The following is a 17,625-nucleotide window of genomic DNA, read 5'->3' as shown; positions in this document are numbered from 1 at the left end:
ACGGCGGGTGTCCCCCCTTCGGGGTCGTGCAGGGTCAGCCGGCGACGACGTCCAGCGCGACCTTGGCCTGGACCTCGGGGTGCAGGCGCACGAGCGCCTCCGACGGGCCGACGTTCTTGATCGGGGTGGGGATCTCGATCGTGCGGCGGTCCAGCTCCGGGCCACCGGCGGCGACGACGGCAGCAGCGACCTCGCGGCTGGTCACGGCGCCGAAGAGGCGACCGGACTCACCGGCGTGGGCGGAGACGGTGTACGTCTGCGACTCGAGGTTGCCCTTGATGGAGGTGGCCTCCTCGAGGGACTTCACGGCGCGAGCGGCGCGGCCGGCGGCGAGCGCCTCGACCTGCTTCTGCGCACCCTTGGTCCACTGCTCGGCGAGGCCGCGGCGGTAGAGGAAGTTGCGGGCGTAACCCGGCTTGACGTCGACGACGTCACCGGCGGTGCCGAGGCCGGAGACCTCGTGGGTGAGGATGACCTTCATGTCTGCTCCTGTGTCTTCTCGGCCGCGGATCAGCGGTTGGACGAGGAGTAGGGCAGCAGCGCCATCTCCCGGGCGTTCTTCACGGCCGTCGCGATGCGACGCTGCTCCTGGACGGAGACGCCGGTGACGCGACGCGCACGGATCTTCCCGCGGTCGGAGATGAACTTGCGCAGCAGGTTCGCGTCCTTGTAGTCGATGTTCTCGACCTTCGCCGCCTTGAGCGGGTTGGCCTTCTTCTTGGGCTTGCGCACTACGGGCTTGGCCATCGTGGTGCTCTCCTTCGTGTTCACGAGAGCCCGAGGTTGGTCCTCGGGATGGGTGTGGTGTCAGTGCTCGGCACGGGCCGAGCGTGAGAGATCGATCAGAAGGGGGGCTCGTCGTAGCTGGGCGCGTTGCCCCAGCCACCGCCACCCTGGCCACCCTGCGGGGCACCGCCCTGCTGGGGGCTGCCGCCCTGCTGGCCGCCGAAACCGCCGGCCTGCTGCGGGGCGCCACCCTGGCCGCCGGTGGCCCACGGGTCGTCCTGCTGGCCGCCGAAGCCGCCACCCTGACCACCCTGCTGGCCGCCGCCCCAGCCGCCGCCCTGGCCGCCGCCACCGCCACCGCGCTGGGTCTTGGTGACCTTGGCGGTCGCGTAGCGCAGCGAGGGGCCGACCTCGTCGACCTGCATCTCCATGACGGAGCGCTTCTGCCCGGTCTCCTTGTCCTCCCACGAGCGGGAGACGAGGCGGCCGGTCACGACGACGCGGGTGCCACGGTTGAGCGACTCCGCCACGTTTTCCGCGGCCTCGCGCCACACGGAGCAGCGCATGAAGAGCGTCTCCGCGTCCTTCCACTCGTTGGTCTGACGGTCGAACGTGCGGGGGGTCGACGCAACGGTGAAGTTGGCCACTGCGGCACCACTCGGGGTGAACCGGAGCTCCGGGTCAGCCGTGAGGTTGCCGACGACGGTGATGGGGGTCTCGCCTGCCATGGGGTTCCTTCTCGATCGGTGATCGTCTCAGGTGAGTGTGTCGGTGGGTACCGACAACTCGGGGATCGAGGCCGGTCTCAGGCCTCGAGGCGCATGAGCTTGGTCCGCATGACCTGCTCGGACAGACCCAGCTGACGGTCGAGCTCCTTGCTCGTCTCCGGCGTGCAGGTCAGGTTGGCGACGGCGTAGAGGCCCTCCGCCTTCTTGTTGATCTCGTAGGCGAGACGACGACGGCCCCAGTGGTCGATCTTGTCCACGCTGCCGCCGTCCTTGGTGACGACGGTGAGGAACTTGTCGAACAGCGGCTGGACGGCCCGCTCGTCGGTCTCGGGGTCGAAGATGACCATGAGCTCGTACTGACGCATGCTGATAACCCGCCTCCTTCGGTCTGAACGGTCACGGTCTCTCCGTGACAGGAGGGTTGTGCATCGGTTCCCGGGCACGCCATCGGGCGATGGGACGAGTCCGGGAACGCCTCAGGGTATCGGCTGCCCTCCCTTCGCACCAAAGCGTGCACCCACGGCAGGCGCACGTCAGAGCGCAGCCGGCTCCTGTGGACGGACCCCGCGCGGAGGCAGGGGCTGTGGACGGGGCGCCGGGTTGTCGACGGGGGTGTACCAGATGCTCCACAGCAGGAAGCACCACGCGATGGCTCGCCCGAGGACGATGACGGCGTACCAGGCCGGCGGCAGACCCTTGTCCGGGTCGGAGGCGGCCCCGATGTGCAGCCACAGGGCGGTGGCGTGCACGGCCTCGACCGCGACGAAGCCCAGGTGGGTGCGCCACGAGACGCCGGCGAGGATCGCCAGGGGCAGCACCCACAACGCCGCCTGCACCGGCACCGACGGTCCGGTGAGGGCGAGGACCGGCACCGCGAAGGCGGCGACCTGCGCCCAGGTCGCCGGTCGCCACGCCCGCCGGGCCATGAGCACGGCCGCCCAGATCGCCCCGGCCCAGCCGAGGAGGGAGAAGAGCGGCGCGACCCGGTCGGGCAGCGGATGTCCCGCCAGTTCCGGGATCAGCAGGACCGAGCCGTACCCGGGCTTCTCCCCCCACCAGGTCATCAGGGGTTGGGTGACGATGTCCGTGGACGCGAAGGTCAGGACCACGGCGATGCCGAGCGCCGTGGCGACGGCGACGGCGACGGTGCGCACGGTCTCGGGGACCCGATCGAGCCGACGGGCGGCGATGACCAGGGCGATGGCGACGAGCCCGACCCAGGCGTGGCCGAGCAGGGCCAGGCCGAGGAGCACCCCCGCGAGCGTGGGGCGGCGCCGCACGTCGGCGAGCATGGCCGCGAGGACGAGGGTGACCACGACGAGGTCGGGGGACAACAGGGCTGCGACGATGTGGATGGGTGAGAGCGCCAGCTGCGTCGCGAGGTCGAGGCGCTGGGGCCGGATGAGGGCAACGCACCGGACCGCGAGCGCCAGGCAGACTGCGATGACGACGGTCCACAGCACGACGTACCACCGCGTGGCATCGAGCCAGCCCGCCTCGGGGACGAGGCCGCCGACGGCCGACATCAGACCCGAGAGCAGCGGCATCTGGTCGAGTCGCACCTCTCCGGCGATCCACCCGGGCAGGCCACGCTCGAGCCCGGCGAGCTGGTACTGCGCCGGCAGGTCGGAGAAGCACCCCCGCCAGAACTGGTCATCGCCGTTCCACCCGTTGCTCATGCAGTGGCCCTGGCGCAACACCGCCCCGGACATCGGCAGGAGGAGGAGCACGACGACGAAGGGCAGCAGTCGGGGCAGCCCACGCTCCCGCGGAGCGGCGCGACGACCGAGCGGTCCGCCGATGACCGCGCTGGCGTCCTCGGGCAGGAGGTCGCGCACCGACCACTCGCGGGGCACTAGTCCGAACCCTGCCCGTCGGCGTCCTGGCCGCCGCCCTGACCGGTCGGCAGGGTGATCGTCGGTCTCGGCGGTGTCGGGGCGGAGGTGGTCGTCGACGTCGTGGGCGTCGACGTCGTGGTCGGCGGGGGCGTCGACGTCGTGGTCGGCGGGGGCGTGGTCGTCGAGGTGGTCGAGGACGTGGACGACGAGGTGCTCGAGGACGAGCTGCTCGACGAGGAGCTGCTCGACGAGGAGCTGCTCGAGCTCGTGGAGCTCGAGGTGCTGCTCGTGGACGACGAGGTGGACGTGGAGGTCGGCTCCCGCGTCGTCGTCGGCTGTGGCGCCGGCGCCTGGGTCGTCGTGATCGGCGGCGGTGCGTCGCTCGGTCGCTCGGTCTGCGGGCGGTAGGTGACATTGCCGGCCGGGGGCAACTTCTTCACAGGCTCGCCGTCGAGCGCCCCGATCATGAAGTCGGTCCAGATCCGCGCCGGGACGGTGCCACCGGTGATCTCGCCGTATCCACCGAGGTTCACGAGCTGGTTCTTCTCGATCAGACGGCCGTCACCCTTGTACATCCCCACCGCCGTGGCGAGCTGCCCGGGCGTGAAGCCGTCGAACCAGGCCGCGTAGTTGTCGGAGGTCGTGCCGGTCTTGCCGCCGACAGGCCGACCGAGGTCGGCCACGGTCGGGTAGGCGGTGCCGCCCGGCTGACCGACCTGGCTCATCGCCTGGATCGCGTCGCGGGCCACGTCCTGGGGGAAGGCGCGACGCACGTCCTTCTTCACCTGGTACTCGAGGTCGTGCACGCCGGTACTCGTCACGGACGCGATGTAGTAGGGAGTCGCGCGCCGCCCTTCGGCCGCGATCGTCGCGTAGGCATTGGCCATGTCGATGACCCGGACGGAGTCGGTGCCGAAGACATTGCCCGGCCCCTCGGAGATCGGCACCCGCTTGTCGCCGTTCCAGGAGACGACGCCGGCATCCTTGGCGGACTTGGCGGTGGACTCCGGCGTGACCGCGAGGTTGAGCTGCGCGTAGTACGTGTTGATCGACTTCTGGGTCGCGGTGCGCATGTTGACCGGCCCGTACGAGGCATTGCCGTAGTTGACGATGCCGCCGTTGCGCTGGATCTCGGAGGCGTTCTCGCCGTCGTAGACGAAGGCCTTGTTGTAGTAGGGGCTCGCACCGCTGTAGGTCGTGTAGAGCGGGATGCCCTTGCGCAGGGCGGCGATCATCGTGAACGGTTTCATCGTCGACCCGGCCTGCATCTTGCCGTCGACGGCCGAGTTGAAGTAGCCGTACTTGCCCTTGCCGAACTTCGCGCCGCCGTACATTGCACGGATGGCGCCGTCGTTGGGCTGGATGGCGGCCACACCGATGTGCAGGTCCGAGGTGCGCTCGCCGGTCGGCCGGTGCTCCTTGACCGCCTTGACCGCGGCCCGCTGGGCCTTCTTGTCGATGGTCGTGACGATCTTGAAGCCACCGCGGTCGATGTCCGCGTCGGACAGGTCGAGCCGGGTGCGCAGCTCGGTGCGCACCTCCTCGGTGATGAAGCCGATGTCGGTGGACTTCGCCTGCGAGCGCTTCGGCGCCGTGGTCTTCGGGAACTTCTGGTCAGCTCGCTCCGAGGCGGTCATCCACCCCTGGGAGACCATGCCGTCGAGGACGTACTCCCAGCGGCCCTCGGCCAACTTCTGCTGCTCCTCGCCGAGGGCGGGGTCGTAGAGGGAGGGGCCGCGGATGACGCTCGCCAGGAGCGCCCCCTCGGCCGGCGTGAGCTCGTCGACGTCCTTGCCGAAGTAGGCCTGGGAGGCCGTCTGGATGCCGTCGGCGCCCCGGCCGAAGTAGATGGTGTTGAGGTAGTTCTCGAGGATCTGGTCCTTGCTCAGCTCGCCGTCGATCTTCAGCGACAGAAGGATCTCGCGTCCCTTGCGCTCGAGCGTCTGGTCCTGGGTGAGGAAGTAGTTCTTCACGTACTGCTGGGTGATCGTCGAGCCGCCACCCCGGTCCTCGCCCGCGAGCGCCCCGCTCACCGCGCGGAAGATGCCCTTGGGCGAGATGCCCCGGTTCTCGTAGAAGCTGCGGTCCTCGGCCGCGATGAAGGCCTGCTGGACGTGGTCGGGGATCTGGTCGAGCTCGACGGCCTCGCGGTTGACCGTCGCGATCCGGTCCATCTCGGTCTTGCCGTCGGAGTAGTAGAGGACGGAGGCCTGCTGCACGGCCCGGTCGTTGGGCTTCGGGATGTCGATGAGCAGATAGGCGGCGACCACCGCACCGATGCCGAGGGCCACCAGCACGGCGAAGGCGATGAGGACCTTGCGCATCAACCCCCGCCACCGCCGTCGGCCGTTCCGCCGGGTCGCCTTGTGTCGGCGAGACCGCGCTTCTACGCGGGAGCGGGGTGAATGAGACATCGGGGCACCTTCTGGACAGCGGTCGACGTGGGCGTCGCTCCCAGTATGAACGCATCTCCCGACGCGCCCGTTCCGAAACCCGATGTATCACCCCGATACATCGGGTACGCTCACACGGCACCGGGCACGTCCGGTGCACCTCGACGCGAGCGAAGGGAGTGGACGTGCGCCGCCGCGAGATGCTCGAGTTCGCCGTCCTCGGCCTGCTCCACGAGGACCCCCTGCACGGTTACGAGCTGCGCCGCCGCCTCAACACCCGGCTCGGCGCCTTCCGCGCCCTGTCCTTCGGCACGCTCTACCCCTGCCTGGCAAGCCTGCAAGGTCAAGGGCTCGTGAGCGTCGACCGCGACGAGCCGGGCACGACGACCAGCCGACGCCAGCGGATCACCTACACGATCACCGACGAGGGGCGTCACGTCTTCGCCCAGGTCGCGCGCCGCAGTGACCCCGGCAGCTGGGCCGATGACGCCTTCGACGTGCGGGTCGCCTTCTTCGCCCGCACCGAGCGCGAGGTGCGCCTGCGCATCCTCGAGGGTCGCCGCGCCCGGCTCGCCGAGCAGCTGGACACGATGCGCACGCCCGAGGGGTCGGTGCGCACGGACCGGTGGTCGGCCGCCCTGGCCGCGCACGGCGAGGACGCCACCGAGCGTGCGGTCGCCTGGCTCGACGAGCTGATCGACGCCGAGCGCCGTGGACCGCAGGCCCGTCCGGGCACCCTCAGCGACCCCTCCCACCCCGCTTTCAACCCGCCCCCCACCAAGGAGAACCCATGAGTTCCATCCGTGTCGCCATCGTCGGCGTCGGCAACTGCGCCAGCTCGCTCGTGCAGGGTGTCGAGTACTACAAGGACGCCGACCCGCAGGGCAGCGTCCCCGGCCTGATGCACGTCACCTTCGGCGACTACCACGTCAAGGACGTCCAGTTCGTCGCTGCCTTCGACGTCGACGACAAGAAGGTCGGCAAGGACCTCTCCGAGGCGATCAACTCGTCGGAGAACAACACGATCAAGATCGCTGAGGTCCCGACGACCGGTGTCACGGTCCAGCGCGGCCACACCCTCGACGGCATCGGCAAGTACTACGCGATGACGATCGACGAGTCGCCGGCCGAGCCGGTGGACGTCGTCCAGGCGCTCAAGGACGCCGACGTCGACGTGCTCGTCTCCTACCTGCCGGTGGGCTCCGAGGAGGCGGACAAGTTCTACGCGCAGTGCGCGATCGACGCGGGCGTCGCCTTCGTCAACGCCCTGCCGGTCTTCATCGCCTCCGACCCGGAGTGGGCCAAGAAGTTCGAGGACGCGGGCGTCCCGATCATCGGTGACGACATCAAGAGCCAGGTGGGCGCGACCATCACCCACCGCGTCATGGCCAAGCTCTTCGAGCAGCGCGGCGTGGTCCTCGACCGGACCTACCAGCTCAACGTCGGCGGCAACATGGACTTCAAGAACATGCTCGAGCGCGAGCGCTTGGAGTCGAAGAAGATCTCCAAGACGCAGGCCGTCACGTCCAACCTCGACGGCCCGCTCGCCGGCGTCGGAGCCGACGACCGCAACGTCCACATCGGCCCGTCGGACTACGTCGCCTGGCTGGACGACCGCAAGTGGGCCTACGTCCGCCTCGAGGGTCGCGCGTTCGGCGACGTGCCGCTCAACCTCGAGTACAAGCTCGAGGTCTGGGACTCCCCCAACAGCGCCGGCATCATCATCGACGCGATCCGTGCGGCGAAGATCGCCAAGGACCGCGGCGTCGGCGGCGCCCTGCTCTCCGCGAGCAGCTACCTCATGAAGTCCCCGCCGGAGCAGCGTGAGGACACCGAGGGCCGGGCGCGCCTGGAGGCCTTCATCGCAGGTACCGAGGAGCGCTGACCGGAGCGACGCAGGAGCGAAGGGAGGCGCGAGTCATCGGCTCGAGCGCTGACCGGAGCAAGGACCGCGCATTTCCCCGGGGAGATGCGCGGTTCTTCGTATCCGGGGTTCCGAGGTGGCGCGGGCTCAGGGCCCGGGCGCGGCACTCCTTTCGTCGGGTCGAGGTGTGACCGGTCGAGGTGCGATCGAGCCGGACGGACCCCTCCTGGCTCGACGGGCGTCAGGCGAGGTGCACGTCGAGCGACTCCAGCCCGCGCAGGACCCAGGTCGGCCGACGCGGCGGAGCGGCGGCAGGGGTGACGCCGGGGAAGCGCTCGAGCAGGCGTCGGACCGTGATCTCCAGCTCGACGCGCGCCAGCGGTGCCCCGAGGCAGAAGTGCCGCCCCAGTCCGAAGCCCACGTGCGGGTTCGGGTCGCGGGAGACGTCGAAGGCGTCCGCTCCGGTGCGCGGGTCGTCACCGAAGACGGCCGCGTCGCGGTTGGCCGAGCCCATGAGGCAGGCGACCACCTCGCCGGACCGCACGAGCGCACCGGCCACCTCGACGTCGCTGGTGGCGGTGCGCTCGAAGAGCTGGAGGGGCGCGTCGAAGCGGATCAGCTCCTCGAGGGCGGTGGCGACGGGGACCTCGCCCGCGGTGATCCTCGCCAGCTCGTCGGGGTGGGCCAGCAGGGCGTTGACCCCGTTGCCGAAGACATTGACCGAGGCCTCGTGGCCAGCGTTGAGCAGCAGGATGACCGTCGCGACGAGCTCGTCGTCGCTGAACCCACCGCCGGCGTCGCGCGCCGTGATGAGGTCGCTCACGAGGTCTTCACCGGGGTGGCGACGCCGCTGCTCGATGACGTCGCGGGTGTAGGCGGCGAACTCCTCGCTGGAGCGCACTGCCGCACCGCGCACCTCCTCGTCGACACCCTGCTCGTACATGCGCACGATCGCCTGCGACCAGTCACGCAGGCGCACGTGGTCCTCGCGCGGCACCCCGAGCAGGTCGGCGATGACGAAGACGGGCATCGGCTCGGCGTACGCGGCCAGCAGGTCGACCGGCCGCGTCGGGTCGAGCTCGTCCAGGAGCGCGTCGGCGAGCCGCTCGATCCGCGGTCGCATCCGCTCGACGTGCCCCTTGGCGAAGGCCCCCGCGAGCAGCCGGCGCATGCGCGTGTGCGTGGGCGGTTCGTTCTCCATCAACTGGTTGCGATGAAGGGTGTTGAAGGGCTCCATCTGGTCGACGGGCTGCCAGTCGGACCAGATGCGCCCCATCCCCCGGTCCCGCAACGTGGCGCTGACCGCGGCGTGGGTGGTGGCGACCCATCGGCCGTCCTGTGCGCGCAGCATCGGGCCGTCGGCCCGCCACCGGGCGAGCAGCGGGTAGGGGTCGTCGAGGAGGTCCGGGGCGGAGAGGTCGACAGCGTCCATCCGTCCATCATCGCCGGGTGGCTCGTCCAGTCGGAAGCGAGCCGCGGACCGGGGAGCAGGTGCACGAGGTCGAGCGGCTCTGGTCTAACCTCAGTGGCATGGGTCACAGGGTCGAATCGGAGCTCGTCGCCAATGTCATCGCCGTGCACGTGACGGACGACGAGGTCGTCGCCGTGGGGGACGAGCTCGTGCTCCTCGAGTCGATGAAGATGGAGATCCCCGTGCTCGCCGAGCGCAGCGGCCGGATCCTCGAGGTCAAGGTGACCGCCGGTGACGTCGTCCAGGAGGGCGAGGTCCTCGTGGTCATCGACGACTGACCACCCGCGTCCGCGGATCCCGGCATGACGAAGGGGGGCGGTCCGACCTCGTGGTCGGACCGCCCCCCTTCGTGCGGTGGGAGCCGGTCTCAGGCGCCCTTGCCGGACCCGCGGTCCTGGTCGTCGGCCTGCTGGACGGCGGCCTTGGCGTAGGCGTCCAGTGAGTCCTGGGCGCTCTGGAGCGCCTTGGCGGCGTTCTGCCACGCGTCGGCGAACTGCTCGGAGTCGGTGCCCAGCCAGTTCTCGGCGAGGGTGCCGGCCTGCGAGGTGCCGTTCTGCACGACCTCACCGATCTTGCCGGACTGGGTGGTCAGCTGGCTCGCCACGTCGCGGACCTTGTCGGTGTCCATTCCCTCGTTCAGTGCCATGTCAATTCTCCTTCAGGTCTGTGTGGTCTGGGGTGGTGTGCGCGATCTCGGCTCAGGCGCCGGAGATGCGCTCCTGCTCGGCGATGTCGGACTGCAGCTGGTCGCTGAGCTGGTCGATCATGGCCTTGATCTTCTCCAGCTGCGGGCGGTGGGTGCCCTCCCACTCGGAGACGAACTTCTCCGAGTCGGCACCGTTCCAGGCCTCGTTGGCCGCCTGCACCTGCGTGTTGACGGCGGTGATGACGCCGTTCAGCTCCTCCGAGAGATTCGTCCACTTGGGCAGCTCCCCGTTGACGACCTCGAGGTTCATTCCGAGCCAAGCCATCTTGTCCTCCTGCGTTGTTGTTGCTGGTTCTGGATCTTGTTTTCCCCTCGGGCCTTGTCCTGCCCGACTGAGGTCAACACTAGGGAAACCTGCGCGATTCGCACATGGGGAGAACTCCCCCTTCCCTCCGCCCGTTCGGTTTCATGACGAAACCCGTTGTGGCACAACCGTTTTGGATGCCTAGTTGTACTGACCGGGGACGTTGATCAATCGTGAGAAGGGCGGCTGGCCTCCGCAGGCGGTGTGCGGTCGGTGCTGGTTGTACTCGTGGAGCCAGTCGGTGAGGGCATCGCGGCGTTCTTTCTCGCTCGTGTAGCAGCGCGCATATGCCCAGCCGTCGGCCATGGTGCGGTGGAATCGCTCGACCTTGCCGTTGGTCTGTGGGCGGTATGGCCGCGTTCGCTTCGGAGTGATCGATAGAGCCTCGCACGTGTCTCGCCACAGGTGAGAGCGGTACGCACCACCGTTATCGGACAAGATGCGCTCAATAGCGACCCCTCGGTCGGCGAACCACTCGACCGCTCGATGCAGGACTCCGACGGCGGTGACAGCGGATTCGTCGTTGTGAACCTCGGTGTAGGCGACGCGCGAGTGGTCATCGATGATTGTGTGCACGAACGCATACCCGAGCTTGGGGTTGCGCCACTTGTTCTTCGGCTTGCCGGGAGTGACGGCACGATTCCTCGATCCTTGACGTCGCCCGACGTATCGCCAGCCCCCACCGTCGGGGATGTTCCCGAGCTTCTTGACGTCCACGTGCACGAGCGAGCCAGGGTGGTCGTGTTCGTATCGGCGGATCGGCTCGCCGGTGGCACGGTCGACGTAGGAAAGTCGATTCATGCGCGCGGTCGTGAGGATGCGGTGGACCGTGGCCGGGGCGATGCCGAGTCGGGCTGCGAGTTGAACAGGCCCTTCCCTCAGGCGCATTCGTAGGCTCACGCACCGTTTAGTCGTCTTCTTGCTCGTCTTGTTCGGAGAGGACTTCGGACGTGACGACCGGTCTTGCATCGGCTCGCCAGCGAGGTAGCGGTCGACCCACCGCTTCACGGTTGGCCACGACACCTGGAAGCGGGCAGCGACTTCGCTGATCGGCCATTCTTCCTCGACGACGAGGCGGGCGACTCGTAGACGATGACGTGGGGTCAGTGCGGCATTGCGATGACTCAAAGTGCCTCCTGAGATAGATCGGTGGCCGGCCGCGTTTGCGACCGCCCACCGGATGATGGAGTTGGAGTAGAGACTTCTACTTGGAGCCTTGCGCTGCGTGGAAGGTGAGTGCTGGCGCAAGCCAGGACTCGAGCCCAGGTCCCTGGAGGGCGGCCTGTTCAATGCTGATCCAGCCGTCGCCCATGGGGCGGTCTGCACCCATGAGCGCAGGGTGAGCACCAGGACGGGCGAGTAGGTCCTCCGCGTCAGCGGGGTCGATGCGTAGCAGGAGTGTCCCTTCCCGACGAGCGGCGACGACCATCCGGTCCTCGACCATGAACGACACTCCCCCGAACATCGACACCTCACGAGGGTTGCGAGCTCTTAGCGCGTCACGAACTCGCTCGACCAGGTCCTTCTGTGCTGTCATCGTCCACCCTTCTCGATGTACTCGGGGCCGCTGTAGTGAAGGTTCAAGGACGCGATGCGTCCGCCGTCGAAGGTGAAGAACTCCGCGAAGGTCATGGGACCGCCGGGCATGGTCGCCGTGTAGAGCACGGCGGAGCCGTTAGGGCCGTGCACGTCGTGGATGATCTCGATCTGCTTGACCGTCGCAATGAAACCGGCAACCCCGCCCAGGAAGCCATCGGTGGCGTCGGGGAGGTGTCCGGCGAGGGAGCCCGTGAAGTCGAGGTGGTCATGCAGCAGAGGTCGTAGGTCAGCCCCGTCCTGGTAACTGTCGATGCCGGACTCGAGGATCCGGTAATAGTCCTTGAGGGTCTGAGGTGCGGCAGAAGACAGGGTGGCGGGCATGGCTCTCCTTGGTGTGAGAATGGTGCTTGATACTTTCAAGCAGGCACTTGATAAAGTCAAGGGGGTTCAGGTGAAGTCCTACGGACAGCTCTGCTCGATCGCTCGCGCCCTGGATGTCGTCGGTGACCGGTGGACTCTCCTGATCGTGCGTGAGCTGCTGATCGGGGGCGCATTGCGCTTTGGCGAAGTCCAGCGCGGCCTGCCTGGCATCGCGACGAACCTGCTCACCCAGCGTCTGCGGGACCTCGAGACCAACGGTGTCGTCGCCCGCGAGCCCGCCCCAGGAACCCCGGGCACGCCAACGTATCGGCTTACCGAGCGTGGCCGGGCCCTGGACGGAGTGCTGCGCGAGCTTCTGAAGTGGGGTGCACCGACGGTTCCAGACGCGCCGAGTGATGCGATCTTCCAGATGCACTGGCTCAGCCAACCGGCACGCTTCCTCCTCGCGGATCACAGGCCGGACGAGCCACCGATCGTGATCCGGTTCGGCACCTTCGACGACGGCTTCGACCTCACCGCCGCCGACGGGACCATCACGGTGGACCCTTGCCGGCGCGACGTCAGCCCCCTGGCGGGTGTTACAGGCCCCGGGCCGGTACTGGTTGCCCTCCTACAAGGCGCAATGCCTCTGCCCGCCGCTATCGCGCAGGGCGTGGATGTCACCGGCGATGCCGCGGCCCTGACGCGAGTTCTACCAGCGCCGCAAGCGTCGACTAACGTCCCCGGTCAGTACACCTAGTGCGCCCCCTCGGGCAGTGCCATCTGGACGATCTGGGCCCGGCCGCGACGGACCAGGACTCCCCTGCCCTCCGGCATGACGACGCGCGCCAGGGGCGGGAAGTTGGTCTTGAAGATCATCGAGGACTCCGACCCGTCAGGGGCCAGGGCGATACCCGAGCGCGACGCCTTGACCAGGCCGGGCAGGCCCATCCCGGTCGTCAGCGCACTCGGGTCGGCCTCACCGACGACGAAGTGGTCGTTGTCGACGAGCGGCTTGATGGCCTCCTGCAGTGGCGACTGGTAGGGCGGCGAGTTGAGGTCATCGAGCTTTTCGACGATGAGCAGCTGCGGCGGTGAGGTCTCGTCGAGGGCCCGCTCCTTGAGCATCGTGCACAGCTCCTTGATGTCCTCCTCGCGGGTGGCCGTCGTCTCGAACTGCGGCATCGAGAGCATCTCGGAGTTGCGCCTCAGGGTGATCAGGTGCGCCTGGGTCCGCGGGTTCCATCGGGTGATGGCCTGCACCAGCTGGATGAGCGCGGTGGTGCGACCACTGCCGGGCGGTCCGGTGACGACGAACCCACCGCGCGGGTCGATCGCCACCGGGGCCAGCTCGTCGGAGCTCATCGCGACCACCGGCAGGCCGTCGACCTGCGCCGGCATGCTCGACGCCGGGACGGTCTCCGGCAGCGAGGCCACCGCGGGTGCCGGTCGCGCACCCGACTTGATCATCGTGTCGGCGAATCCCCGCACCATGCGCGACTGCTCGGACGCGTCGGTGGTCCCACCGAGCACGGCCACCTGCACCTCGCGCTTCTTGAACATCCCTCGTCCCGGGGGCGACTCCGGCGTCAGCACGTCGGTGGGGACACCGAGGAAGGAGTAGTCGTCCTCGGTCGCCATCCGCAGCACGAAGCGGGACTGCACGGACGAGCCCATCGACACCGGCAGACCGTTGCGGGCATCCACCGACATGACGAAGTGCACGCCGACGGGTCGCCCGTCGGAGAGCAACGAGGTGAAGGCATCGAGCCACTTCATCAGCGCGCCCGCCGACTCGTAGGCATTGCGGAAGGCGGTCAGCCCGTCGACGAGGACGAAGATCCGCGGCTCGTCGGTCTGGCCGGTGAGCCTGCGGTACTGGGTGATGGTCGTCGCGTTGGCCTTGGAGTAGCGGACCGCGCGCTCGTCGATCATCTCCCGCAGCATGGTGATCAGGCGCTTGACCCGCTCCTCGTCCTGACCCGAGATGATGCTGCCGACGTGCGGCAGGTCCTCGAGCATGCCCAGGCCCCGGTTGCCGAAGTCCAGGCCGTAGACGTGGCACGGACCGCCGCGGACGGTGAAGCCGGCCGCGATCGCGATCGTCCGCAGGAAGGAGCTCTTGCCCGAGCCGGATGCCCCGAACACGGCGAGGTTGCCCTCGACGTCGGGGCGGAAGGAGATGGCCGGCTGGCTCTGGTCGGCGGGGTTGTCGGCGATACCGATGACCAGCTCGTCGTCACGACGCTCGGTCGGCAGCTTCGCCAGTTCGTAGACCTCCGCGAGCTCCGGCAGCCACGGCTTGCGTGGGATCGGCAGCTCCGCCTCGACCCGGGCCCGCTCGACGGTCTCGACGACCCTCTGGATGTCGGTGGGTCCGAGATCGGCCTCCTCGTCCCCCTTCTCCTTGGCCGGCAGCTCCCAATTGACCGGTGCACCGAAGGCGAGGGTGGAGACGAGCATGTCCGGCGGCGGCGGGGTGTTGCTCGTCCACCCACCGGCGTAGCCCGTCTGGAAGGAGGTCAGGCGACCGGGGCCGGACTTCGCCATCGCGCGTCCCGGCAGGCCGGGGTCGAAGTACGCGGCCTCGGGGGTGCCGAGGACGTCCGAGGAGTCGTCGGTGTCGGCCATGCGCAGCGCCATGCGCAGGTTGGTGTTGGCCCGCAGGTTGTCCTTGATGACGCCCGCGGGGCGCTGCGTCGCGAGGATCAGGTGGATGCCGAGCGAGCGGCCGCGCTGGGCGATGTTGACGACACCGTCGACGAAGTCGGGAACCTCCTGCACGAGCGCGGCGAACTCGTCGACGACGATGATCAGGCTCGGCGGGGCGTCGACCTCCCCCCTTCGCTCGAGCTCGACGAGGTCCTTGGCCTTGAAGCGGGCCAGCAGGTGCTCGCGGTAGTGCAGCTCCGCGGACAGCGACTCCAGGGCTCGGCGCACGAGGTGCGGCGACAGGTCGGTGACCATGCCGACCGTGTGCGGCAGTTGCACGCAGTCGCGGAAGGCCGACCCGCCCTTGTAGTCGACGAGCAGGAAGGTCACCCGCTGCGGGCTGTTGGCCGTCGCCATGCCGAGGATCCACGCCTGGAGCAGCTCGGACTTGCCGGCACCGGTGGTGCCACCGACGAGGGCGTGCGGCCCGTCGGTGCGCAGGTCGATGCTGTACGTCCCCAAGGCGGACTGCCCGATGACGGCTCGAAGGGAGCCCGGCTTGCGGCTGGGCGTGGGCGGGGCGTGGCGGCCGGTGAGGATGGACCGGTTCTCGTTCCACCGCTCGATGACGGCCATCTCCGAGTGGCCGATCTCGGTGCCGACCAGTGCGAGGTAGGACACTGAGCGCGGGATGTCGGAGTCGTCCTGGGCGAGAGCGCTGGAGTCGGTGATCGGCGCCAGCTGGCGGGCCACGGCGACGGCCTCGGCCACGGGGATGAGGTCCGCCTGGACGTCCGTGGCCACCTGCGCGGGCCCGACGAACCCGACCCGACAGTGCCCGGAGTCGGCGACCTCGACGAAGGTGCGGCACGCCGCCGGCAGCTGCTCGGTCACGGGAGCGACCCAGATGACGATGACGCCGGCCTTCCACCCCGCCTCGGCGAGCTGGACGAGACGCGCACGCTCCACAGGGGCGTCGTTCTCGACGAGCACGACGACCGAAGGGGGGCGGGCCGCGGCATCGCGCTCGGTCCGGCTGGCGACGAGCGACTCGATCTGCTCCATGATCGCCGAGCAGCCCGGTCCGGAGCTCGCCGTCTGCTGCACGTCGAAGGGGCTCTGCGGTGAGGAGGTGTGCGGCACCCACTTCAGCCAGTCCCAGTCGCGCGCGGAGGTCGTCGAGGCGAGCGCGCACAGGACGACCTCGGCGGGCGAGTGGGCGGAGATCGTCTGGACGACGAGGGAGCGGGCCAGCCCGAGGGCCGCCTCGCGCGGACCGGAGACACCGATCGCGCCGTCGAGGAGGGGGTGGGCCGTGACGGGCACGTCGGCGACGACGCCGAGACCCTGCATGAGGGTGGAGACCTCGAGCCAGGCCTCTGCGCGGGTGCGACCCATCTTGGGCAACTTGATCTCGCTGCGGCTGGGCCGCACGCCCAGGCCGAGCCGGTACTCGAGGTAGCCGGGCTCCCCGGGTCGGCGGGTCCACATCAGCGGGTGGTGGGCGGCGACCGCCCGGCCGAACTCCGCGACCGCGGGGTGCTCCTGGCGCCTGGTGTCGTGCTCCCGGTCGAGCTCCGTCTCGATGTCCTCGACGAGGTAGCCGACGTCCTCGCGGAAGTCCTCCATCGCCTCCTCGAAGTCCAGGCGCACCCGCCGACGCGACTCCCAGGCGTTGGCGAGCATCATCATCGGCATCATGAGCATGAACATGATCGTGAAGCGCGAGCGGGTGATGGCGAAGAGGGTCGCGCCCATGAAGACGGGCACGATCATCATCGCGAGCGGGATGCGCTGCGGCTTGCCGCGCTCGGGCAGCTCCGGCACCTCGAACTGCAGCCCCTGGTAGACCGGCGCGATCCGCGGCGACCGGGTGAACGCGACGTCGCCGGACTCGGTCGTCGTCACCCCGGCGGCGGGGGTGCGTGCCGAGATCTCGAAGGTCGTGTCACCGATGGTGAATGTCTCGCCCTCGCGCAGGATGGCGCGGTCGACCTGCTCGTCCCCGACGACGACACCGTTGGAGGAGCCGAGGTCGGTCACCTCGACGACGTCGGCGACGAGCAGCTTGGCGTGGCGCCGGGAGACGGAGGCGTCGTTGATCTGCACCTCGCAGCCGCGTCCACGCCCGACGTGCGAGGTGCCCCGCTGGAGGGGGTACTCGCGTCCGGTGTCGGGTCCGGCGACCACCCGGGCGACGGCGATCGGCGCCTCGGTGTCCTTGTACCCGGACGAGCGGTGGGTGACCGCCAGGTGCGCGCCGGAGCGCAGCCCGGACTCCTGCACGGTCGTGTGGGGGTCCACCGCCCGGAAGTTCTCGTCCACGAGCGCCAGCGTCGTCTGGCCCAGGTCGGAGTGCTCGTAGCTGCCGGAGCCCTGCCGCTGCGGGTCGGCGAGGACGAGGTGCTCGGCCAGGTCGCCGACGGTCGTGCGTCCGTCGACGGTCGCGACGAGGTCGGTGTCCTGGTTGTCGGACCCGCGGAGGGTGAACATCAGCTTCATCGAAGCGCCTTCCGGCTGGGGGCGGTGGTGGAGTCGTGCAGACCGATGTCCTCGTGCCGGGAGAGCATCGATCGTGGGTCGAAGGTCGTGCGGACCCGGCGGACGAAGGGGGTCTCCCGGCGCATCCTGCGCCGCACCCGGCGCAGCTCGAGCTGCCAGCCACGCACGGCGGCGAGGTCGGGGGGCGCCTCGCCGAAGACCAGCGCGTTGGCCCGCACGGCGGCCGGGACGGCATCGACGGCGACGCCGAGCGCCCGCGCCTGCTCGACGCGGGTGCCGCCGGCGGGCGTGCGGTGACCAAGTGCCCGGGCCTCGTCGACGAGGTCGTTCCAGGCACGGCCGACCCTGCGGTCCGGGGTGCCCCGGCGCGCTCGGACGGCTCGGCGCACGGTGCTGACGAGCGGCGTGAGCAGGACGACGACGAGCGGGACGCCGGCGAAGACGGCGAGCAGTTGCGCCCAGAGCGGCCACGTCGACGGTGAGGACCAGTCGACGACCGGCTCCGGCGGCGGCGGGGGCGGGGGCGGTGGTGGGGGCGGCGG

At 69.3% G+C, this 17,625-nt stretch carries 17 protein-coding genes and 1 pseudogene; 4 read left to right on the top strand and 14 right to left on the bottom strand.

From position 1 onward, the window contains the following. Positions 1-34: 34 nt before the first annotated feature. From rplI to JAN01S_RS12235, 6 genes are all read right to left on the bottom strand, one after another. Positions 35-481: a 50S ribosomal protein L9 gene (rplI, locus tag JAN01S_RS12260; protein WP_068318685.1), complete on the bottom strand. Its 447-nt coding sequence runs from the start codon at positions 479-481 to the stop codon at positions 35-37. A 29-nt stretch (positions 482-510) separates the two neighbouring features. Continuing rightward, positions 511-747, bottom strand: coding sequence for a 30S ribosomal protein S18 (gene rpsR / locus JAN01S_RS12255; RefSeq protein ID WP_007925814.1), 237 nt, complete (start codon positions 745-747; stop codon positions 511-513). 95 nt (positions 748-842) lie between these two features. Further along, positions 843-1,454, bottom strand: a complete 612-nt coding sequence (locus tag JAN01S_RS12250; protein ID WP_068318684.1) for a single-stranded DNA-binding protein — start codon at positions 1,452-1,454, stop codon at positions 843-845. A gap of 77 nt (positions 1,455-1,531) precedes the next feature. Further along, on the bottom strand, positions 1,532-1,819 hold the full coding sequence (gene rpsF, locus JAN01S_RS12245; protein ID WP_068318683.1) for a 30S ribosomal protein S6: 288 nt from the start codon (positions 1,817-1,819) through the stop codon (positions 1,532-1,534). 168 nt (positions 1,820-1,987) lie between these two features. Further along, positions 1,988-3,292 (bottom strand): glycosyltransferase family protein, encoded by a 1,305-nt coding sequence (locus tag JAN01S_RS12240; protein WP_169797225.1) that lies wholly within the window; start codon positions 3,290-3,292, stop codon positions 1,988-1,990. 17 nt (positions 3,293-3,309) lie between these two features. Then, on the bottom strand, positions 3,310-5,616 hold the full coding sequence (locus JAN01S_RS12235; protein ID WP_068318677.1) for a transglycosylase domain-containing protein: 2,307 nt from the start codon (positions 5,614-5,616) through the stop codon (positions 3,310-3,312). Positions 5,617-5,870: 254 nt separating this feature from the next. On the opposite strand from JAN01S_RS12235, the gene JAN01S_RS12230 reads away from it, so the two are divergent. Both JAN01S_RS12230 and JAN01S_RS12225 read left to right on the top strand, forming a co-directional pair. After that, positions 5,871-6,479 carry a PadR family transcriptional regulator gene (locus JAN01S_RS12230; RefSeq protein WP_244884839.1) on the top strand — a complete coding sequence of 203 codons (609 nt, stop codon included), beginning with the start codon at positions 5,871-5,873 and terminating at the stop codon, positions 6,477-6,479. Continuing rightward, positions 6,476-7,570 carry an inositol-3-phosphate synthase gene (locus JAN01S_RS12225; RefSeq protein WP_068318676.1) on the top strand — a complete coding sequence of 365 codons (1,095 nt, stop codon included), beginning with the start codon at positions 6,476-6,478 and terminating at the stop codon, positions 7,568-7,570. The genes JAN01S_RS12230 and JAN01S_RS12225 overlap by 4 nt, the downstream gene beginning before the upstream one ends. Before the next feature lie 220 nt (positions 7,571-7,790). Here JAN01S_RS12225 and JAN01S_RS12220 read toward each other — a convergent pair whose 3' ends face one another. After that, the gene (locus JAN01S_RS12220) at positions 7,791-8,981 is read right to left on the bottom strand and encodes a cytochrome P450 (RefSeq protein WP_068318675.1); all 1,191 of its coding nucleotides are present in this window, start codon (positions 8,979-8,981) and stop codon (positions 7,791-7,793) included. A 98-nt stretch (positions 8,982-9,079) separates the two neighbouring features. On the opposite strand from JAN01S_RS12220, the gene JAN01S_RS12215 reads away from it, so the two are divergent. Further along, positions 9,080-9,298, top strand: a complete 219-nt coding sequence (locus tag JAN01S_RS12215) for a biotin/lipoyl-binding carrier protein (RefSeq protein ID WP_068318674.1) — start codon at positions 9,080-9,082, stop codon at positions 9,296-9,298. Positions 9,299-9,387: 89 nt separating this feature from the next. Here JAN01S_RS12215 and JAN01S_RS12210 read toward each other — a convergent pair whose 3' ends face one another. The 5 genes from JAN01S_RS12210 to JAN01S_RS12190 form a co-directional block, all read right to left on the bottom strand. After that, positions 9,388-9,666 (bottom strand): WXG100 family type VII secretion target, encoded by a 279-nt coding sequence (locus JAN01S_RS12210; RefSeq protein ID WP_157075724.1) that lies wholly within the window; start codon positions 9,664-9,666, stop codon positions 9,388-9,390. A 52-nt stretch (positions 9,667-9,718) separates the two neighbouring features. Further along, positions 9,719-9,991, bottom strand: coding sequence for a WXG100 family type VII secretion target (locus JAN01S_RS12205; RefSeq protein WP_157075723.1), 273 nt, complete (start codon positions 9,989-9,991; stop codon positions 9,719-9,721). A gap of 180 nt (positions 9,992-10,171) precedes the next feature. Beyond that, positions 10,172-11,158, bottom strand: coding sequence for an IS481 family transposase (locus JAN01S_RS12200; RefSeq protein ID WP_068318667.1), 987 nt, complete (start codon positions 11,156-11,158; stop codon positions 10,172-10,174). 76 nt (positions 11,159-11,234) lie between these two features. Continuing rightward, a complete protein-coding gene (locus JAN01S_RS12195) occupies positions 11,235-11,495 on the bottom strand; it encodes a TfoX/Sxy family protein (protein ID WP_280513187.1) in 261 nt (86 codons plus the stop codon). Positions 11,496-11,563: 68 nt separating this feature from the next. Further along, positions 11,564-11,950 (bottom strand): nuclear transport factor 2-like protein, encoded by a 387-nt coding sequence (locus tag JAN01S_RS12190; protein WP_068318664.1) that lies wholly within the window; start codon positions 11,948-11,950, stop codon positions 11,564-11,566. Between JAN01S_RS12190 and JAN01S_RS12185 the strand changes: the two genes are divergently transcribed. After that, positions 11,949-12,689 carry a winged helix-turn-helix transcriptional regulator gene (locus tag JAN01S_RS12185; protein ID WP_244884838.1) on the top strand — a complete coding sequence of 247 codons (741 nt, stop codon included), beginning with the start codon at positions 11,949-11,951 and terminating at the stop codon, positions 12,687-12,689. The two genes, JAN01S_RS12190 and JAN01S_RS12185, sit on opposite strands and share 2 nt — an antisense overlap. Here the strand turns inward: JAN01S_RS12185 and JAN01S_RS12180 are convergent. Then, on the bottom strand, positions 12,686-17,074 hold the full coding sequence (locus tag JAN01S_RS12180; protein ID WP_169797224.1) for a type VII secretion EssC family protein: 4,389 nt from the start codon (positions 17,072-17,074) through the stop codon (positions 12,686-12,688). The genes JAN01S_RS12185 and JAN01S_RS12180 overlap by 4 nt on opposite strands. 5 nt (positions 17,075-17,079) lie before the next feature. Then, positions 17,080-17,625, bottom strand: a pseudogene (locus tag JAN01S_RS17175) (hypothetical protein); the annotation flags it as partial.

Origin of the sequence: Janibacter anophelis NBRC 107843 (genome assembly GCF_001570945.1) — a bacterium.
Taxonomy (GTDB): domain Bacteria; phylum Actinomycetota; class Actinomycetes; order Actinomycetales; family Dermatophilaceae; genus Janibacter; species Janibacter anophelis.
The sequence above is the reverse complement of the archived record's forward strand: the minus strand, read 5'-3'. Positions and strand labels throughout refer to the sequence as shown.

Excerpts from the sequence above, each read along its gene's own strand:
- rplI (WP_068318685.1), bottom strand. The coding sequence starts at position 481 with ATGAAGGTCATCCTCACCCACGAGGTCTCCGGCCTCGGCACCGCCGGT.
- rpsR (WP_007925814.1), bottom strand. The coding sequence starts at position 747 with ATGGCCAAGCCCGTAGTGCGCAAGCCCAAGAAGAAGGCCAACCCGCTC.
- JAN01S_RS12250 (WP_068318684.1), bottom strand. The coding sequence starts at position 1,454 with ATGGCAGGCGAGACCCCCATCACCGTCGTCGGCAACCTCACGGCTGAC.
- rpsF (WP_068318683.1), bottom strand. The coding sequence starts at position 1,819 with ATGCGTCAGTACGAGCTCATGGTCATCTTCGACCCCGAGACCGACGAG.
- JAN01S_RS12235 (WP_068318677.1), bottom strand. The coding sequence starts at position 5,616 with ATGCGCAAGGTCCTCATCGCCTTCGCCGTGCTGGTGGCCCTCGGCATC.
- JAN01S_RS12225 (WP_068318676.1), top strand. The coding sequence starts at position 6,476 with ATGAGTTCCATCCGTGTCGCCATCGTCGGCGTCGGCAACTGCGCCAGC.
- JAN01S_RS12220 (WP_068318675.1), bottom strand. The coding sequence starts at position 8,981 with ATGGACGCTGTCGACCTCTCCGCCCCGGACCTCCTCGACGACCCCTAC.
- JAN01S_RS12215 (WP_068318674.1), top strand. The coding sequence starts at position 9,080 with ATGGGTCACAGGGTCGAATCGGAGCTCGTCGCCAATGTCATCGCCGTG.
- JAN01S_RS12210 (WP_157075724.1), bottom strand. The coding sequence starts at position 9,666 with ATGGCACTGAACGAGGGAATGGACACCGACAAGGTCCGCGACGTGGCG.
- JAN01S_RS12205 (WP_157075723.1), bottom strand. The coding sequence starts at position 9,991 with ATGGCTTGGCTCGGAATGAACCTCGAGGTCGTCAACGGGGAGCTGCCC.
- JAN01S_RS12195 (WP_280513187.1), bottom strand. The coding sequence starts at position 11,495 with ATGTTCGGGGGAGTGTCGTTCATGGTCGAGGACCGGATGGTCGTCGCC.
- JAN01S_RS12185 (WP_244884838.1), top strand. The coding sequence starts at position 11,949 with ATGGCTCTCCTTGGTGTGAGAATGGTGCTTGATACTTTCAAGCAGGCA.
- JAN01S_RS12190 (WP_068318664.1), bottom strand. The coding sequence starts at position 11,950 with ATGCCCGCCACCCTGTCTTCTGCCGCACCTCAGACCCTCAAGGACTAT.
- JAN01S_RS12180 (WP_169797224.1), bottom strand. The coding sequence starts at position 17,074 with ATGTTCACCCTCCGCGGGTCCGACAACCAGGACACCGACCTCGTCGCG.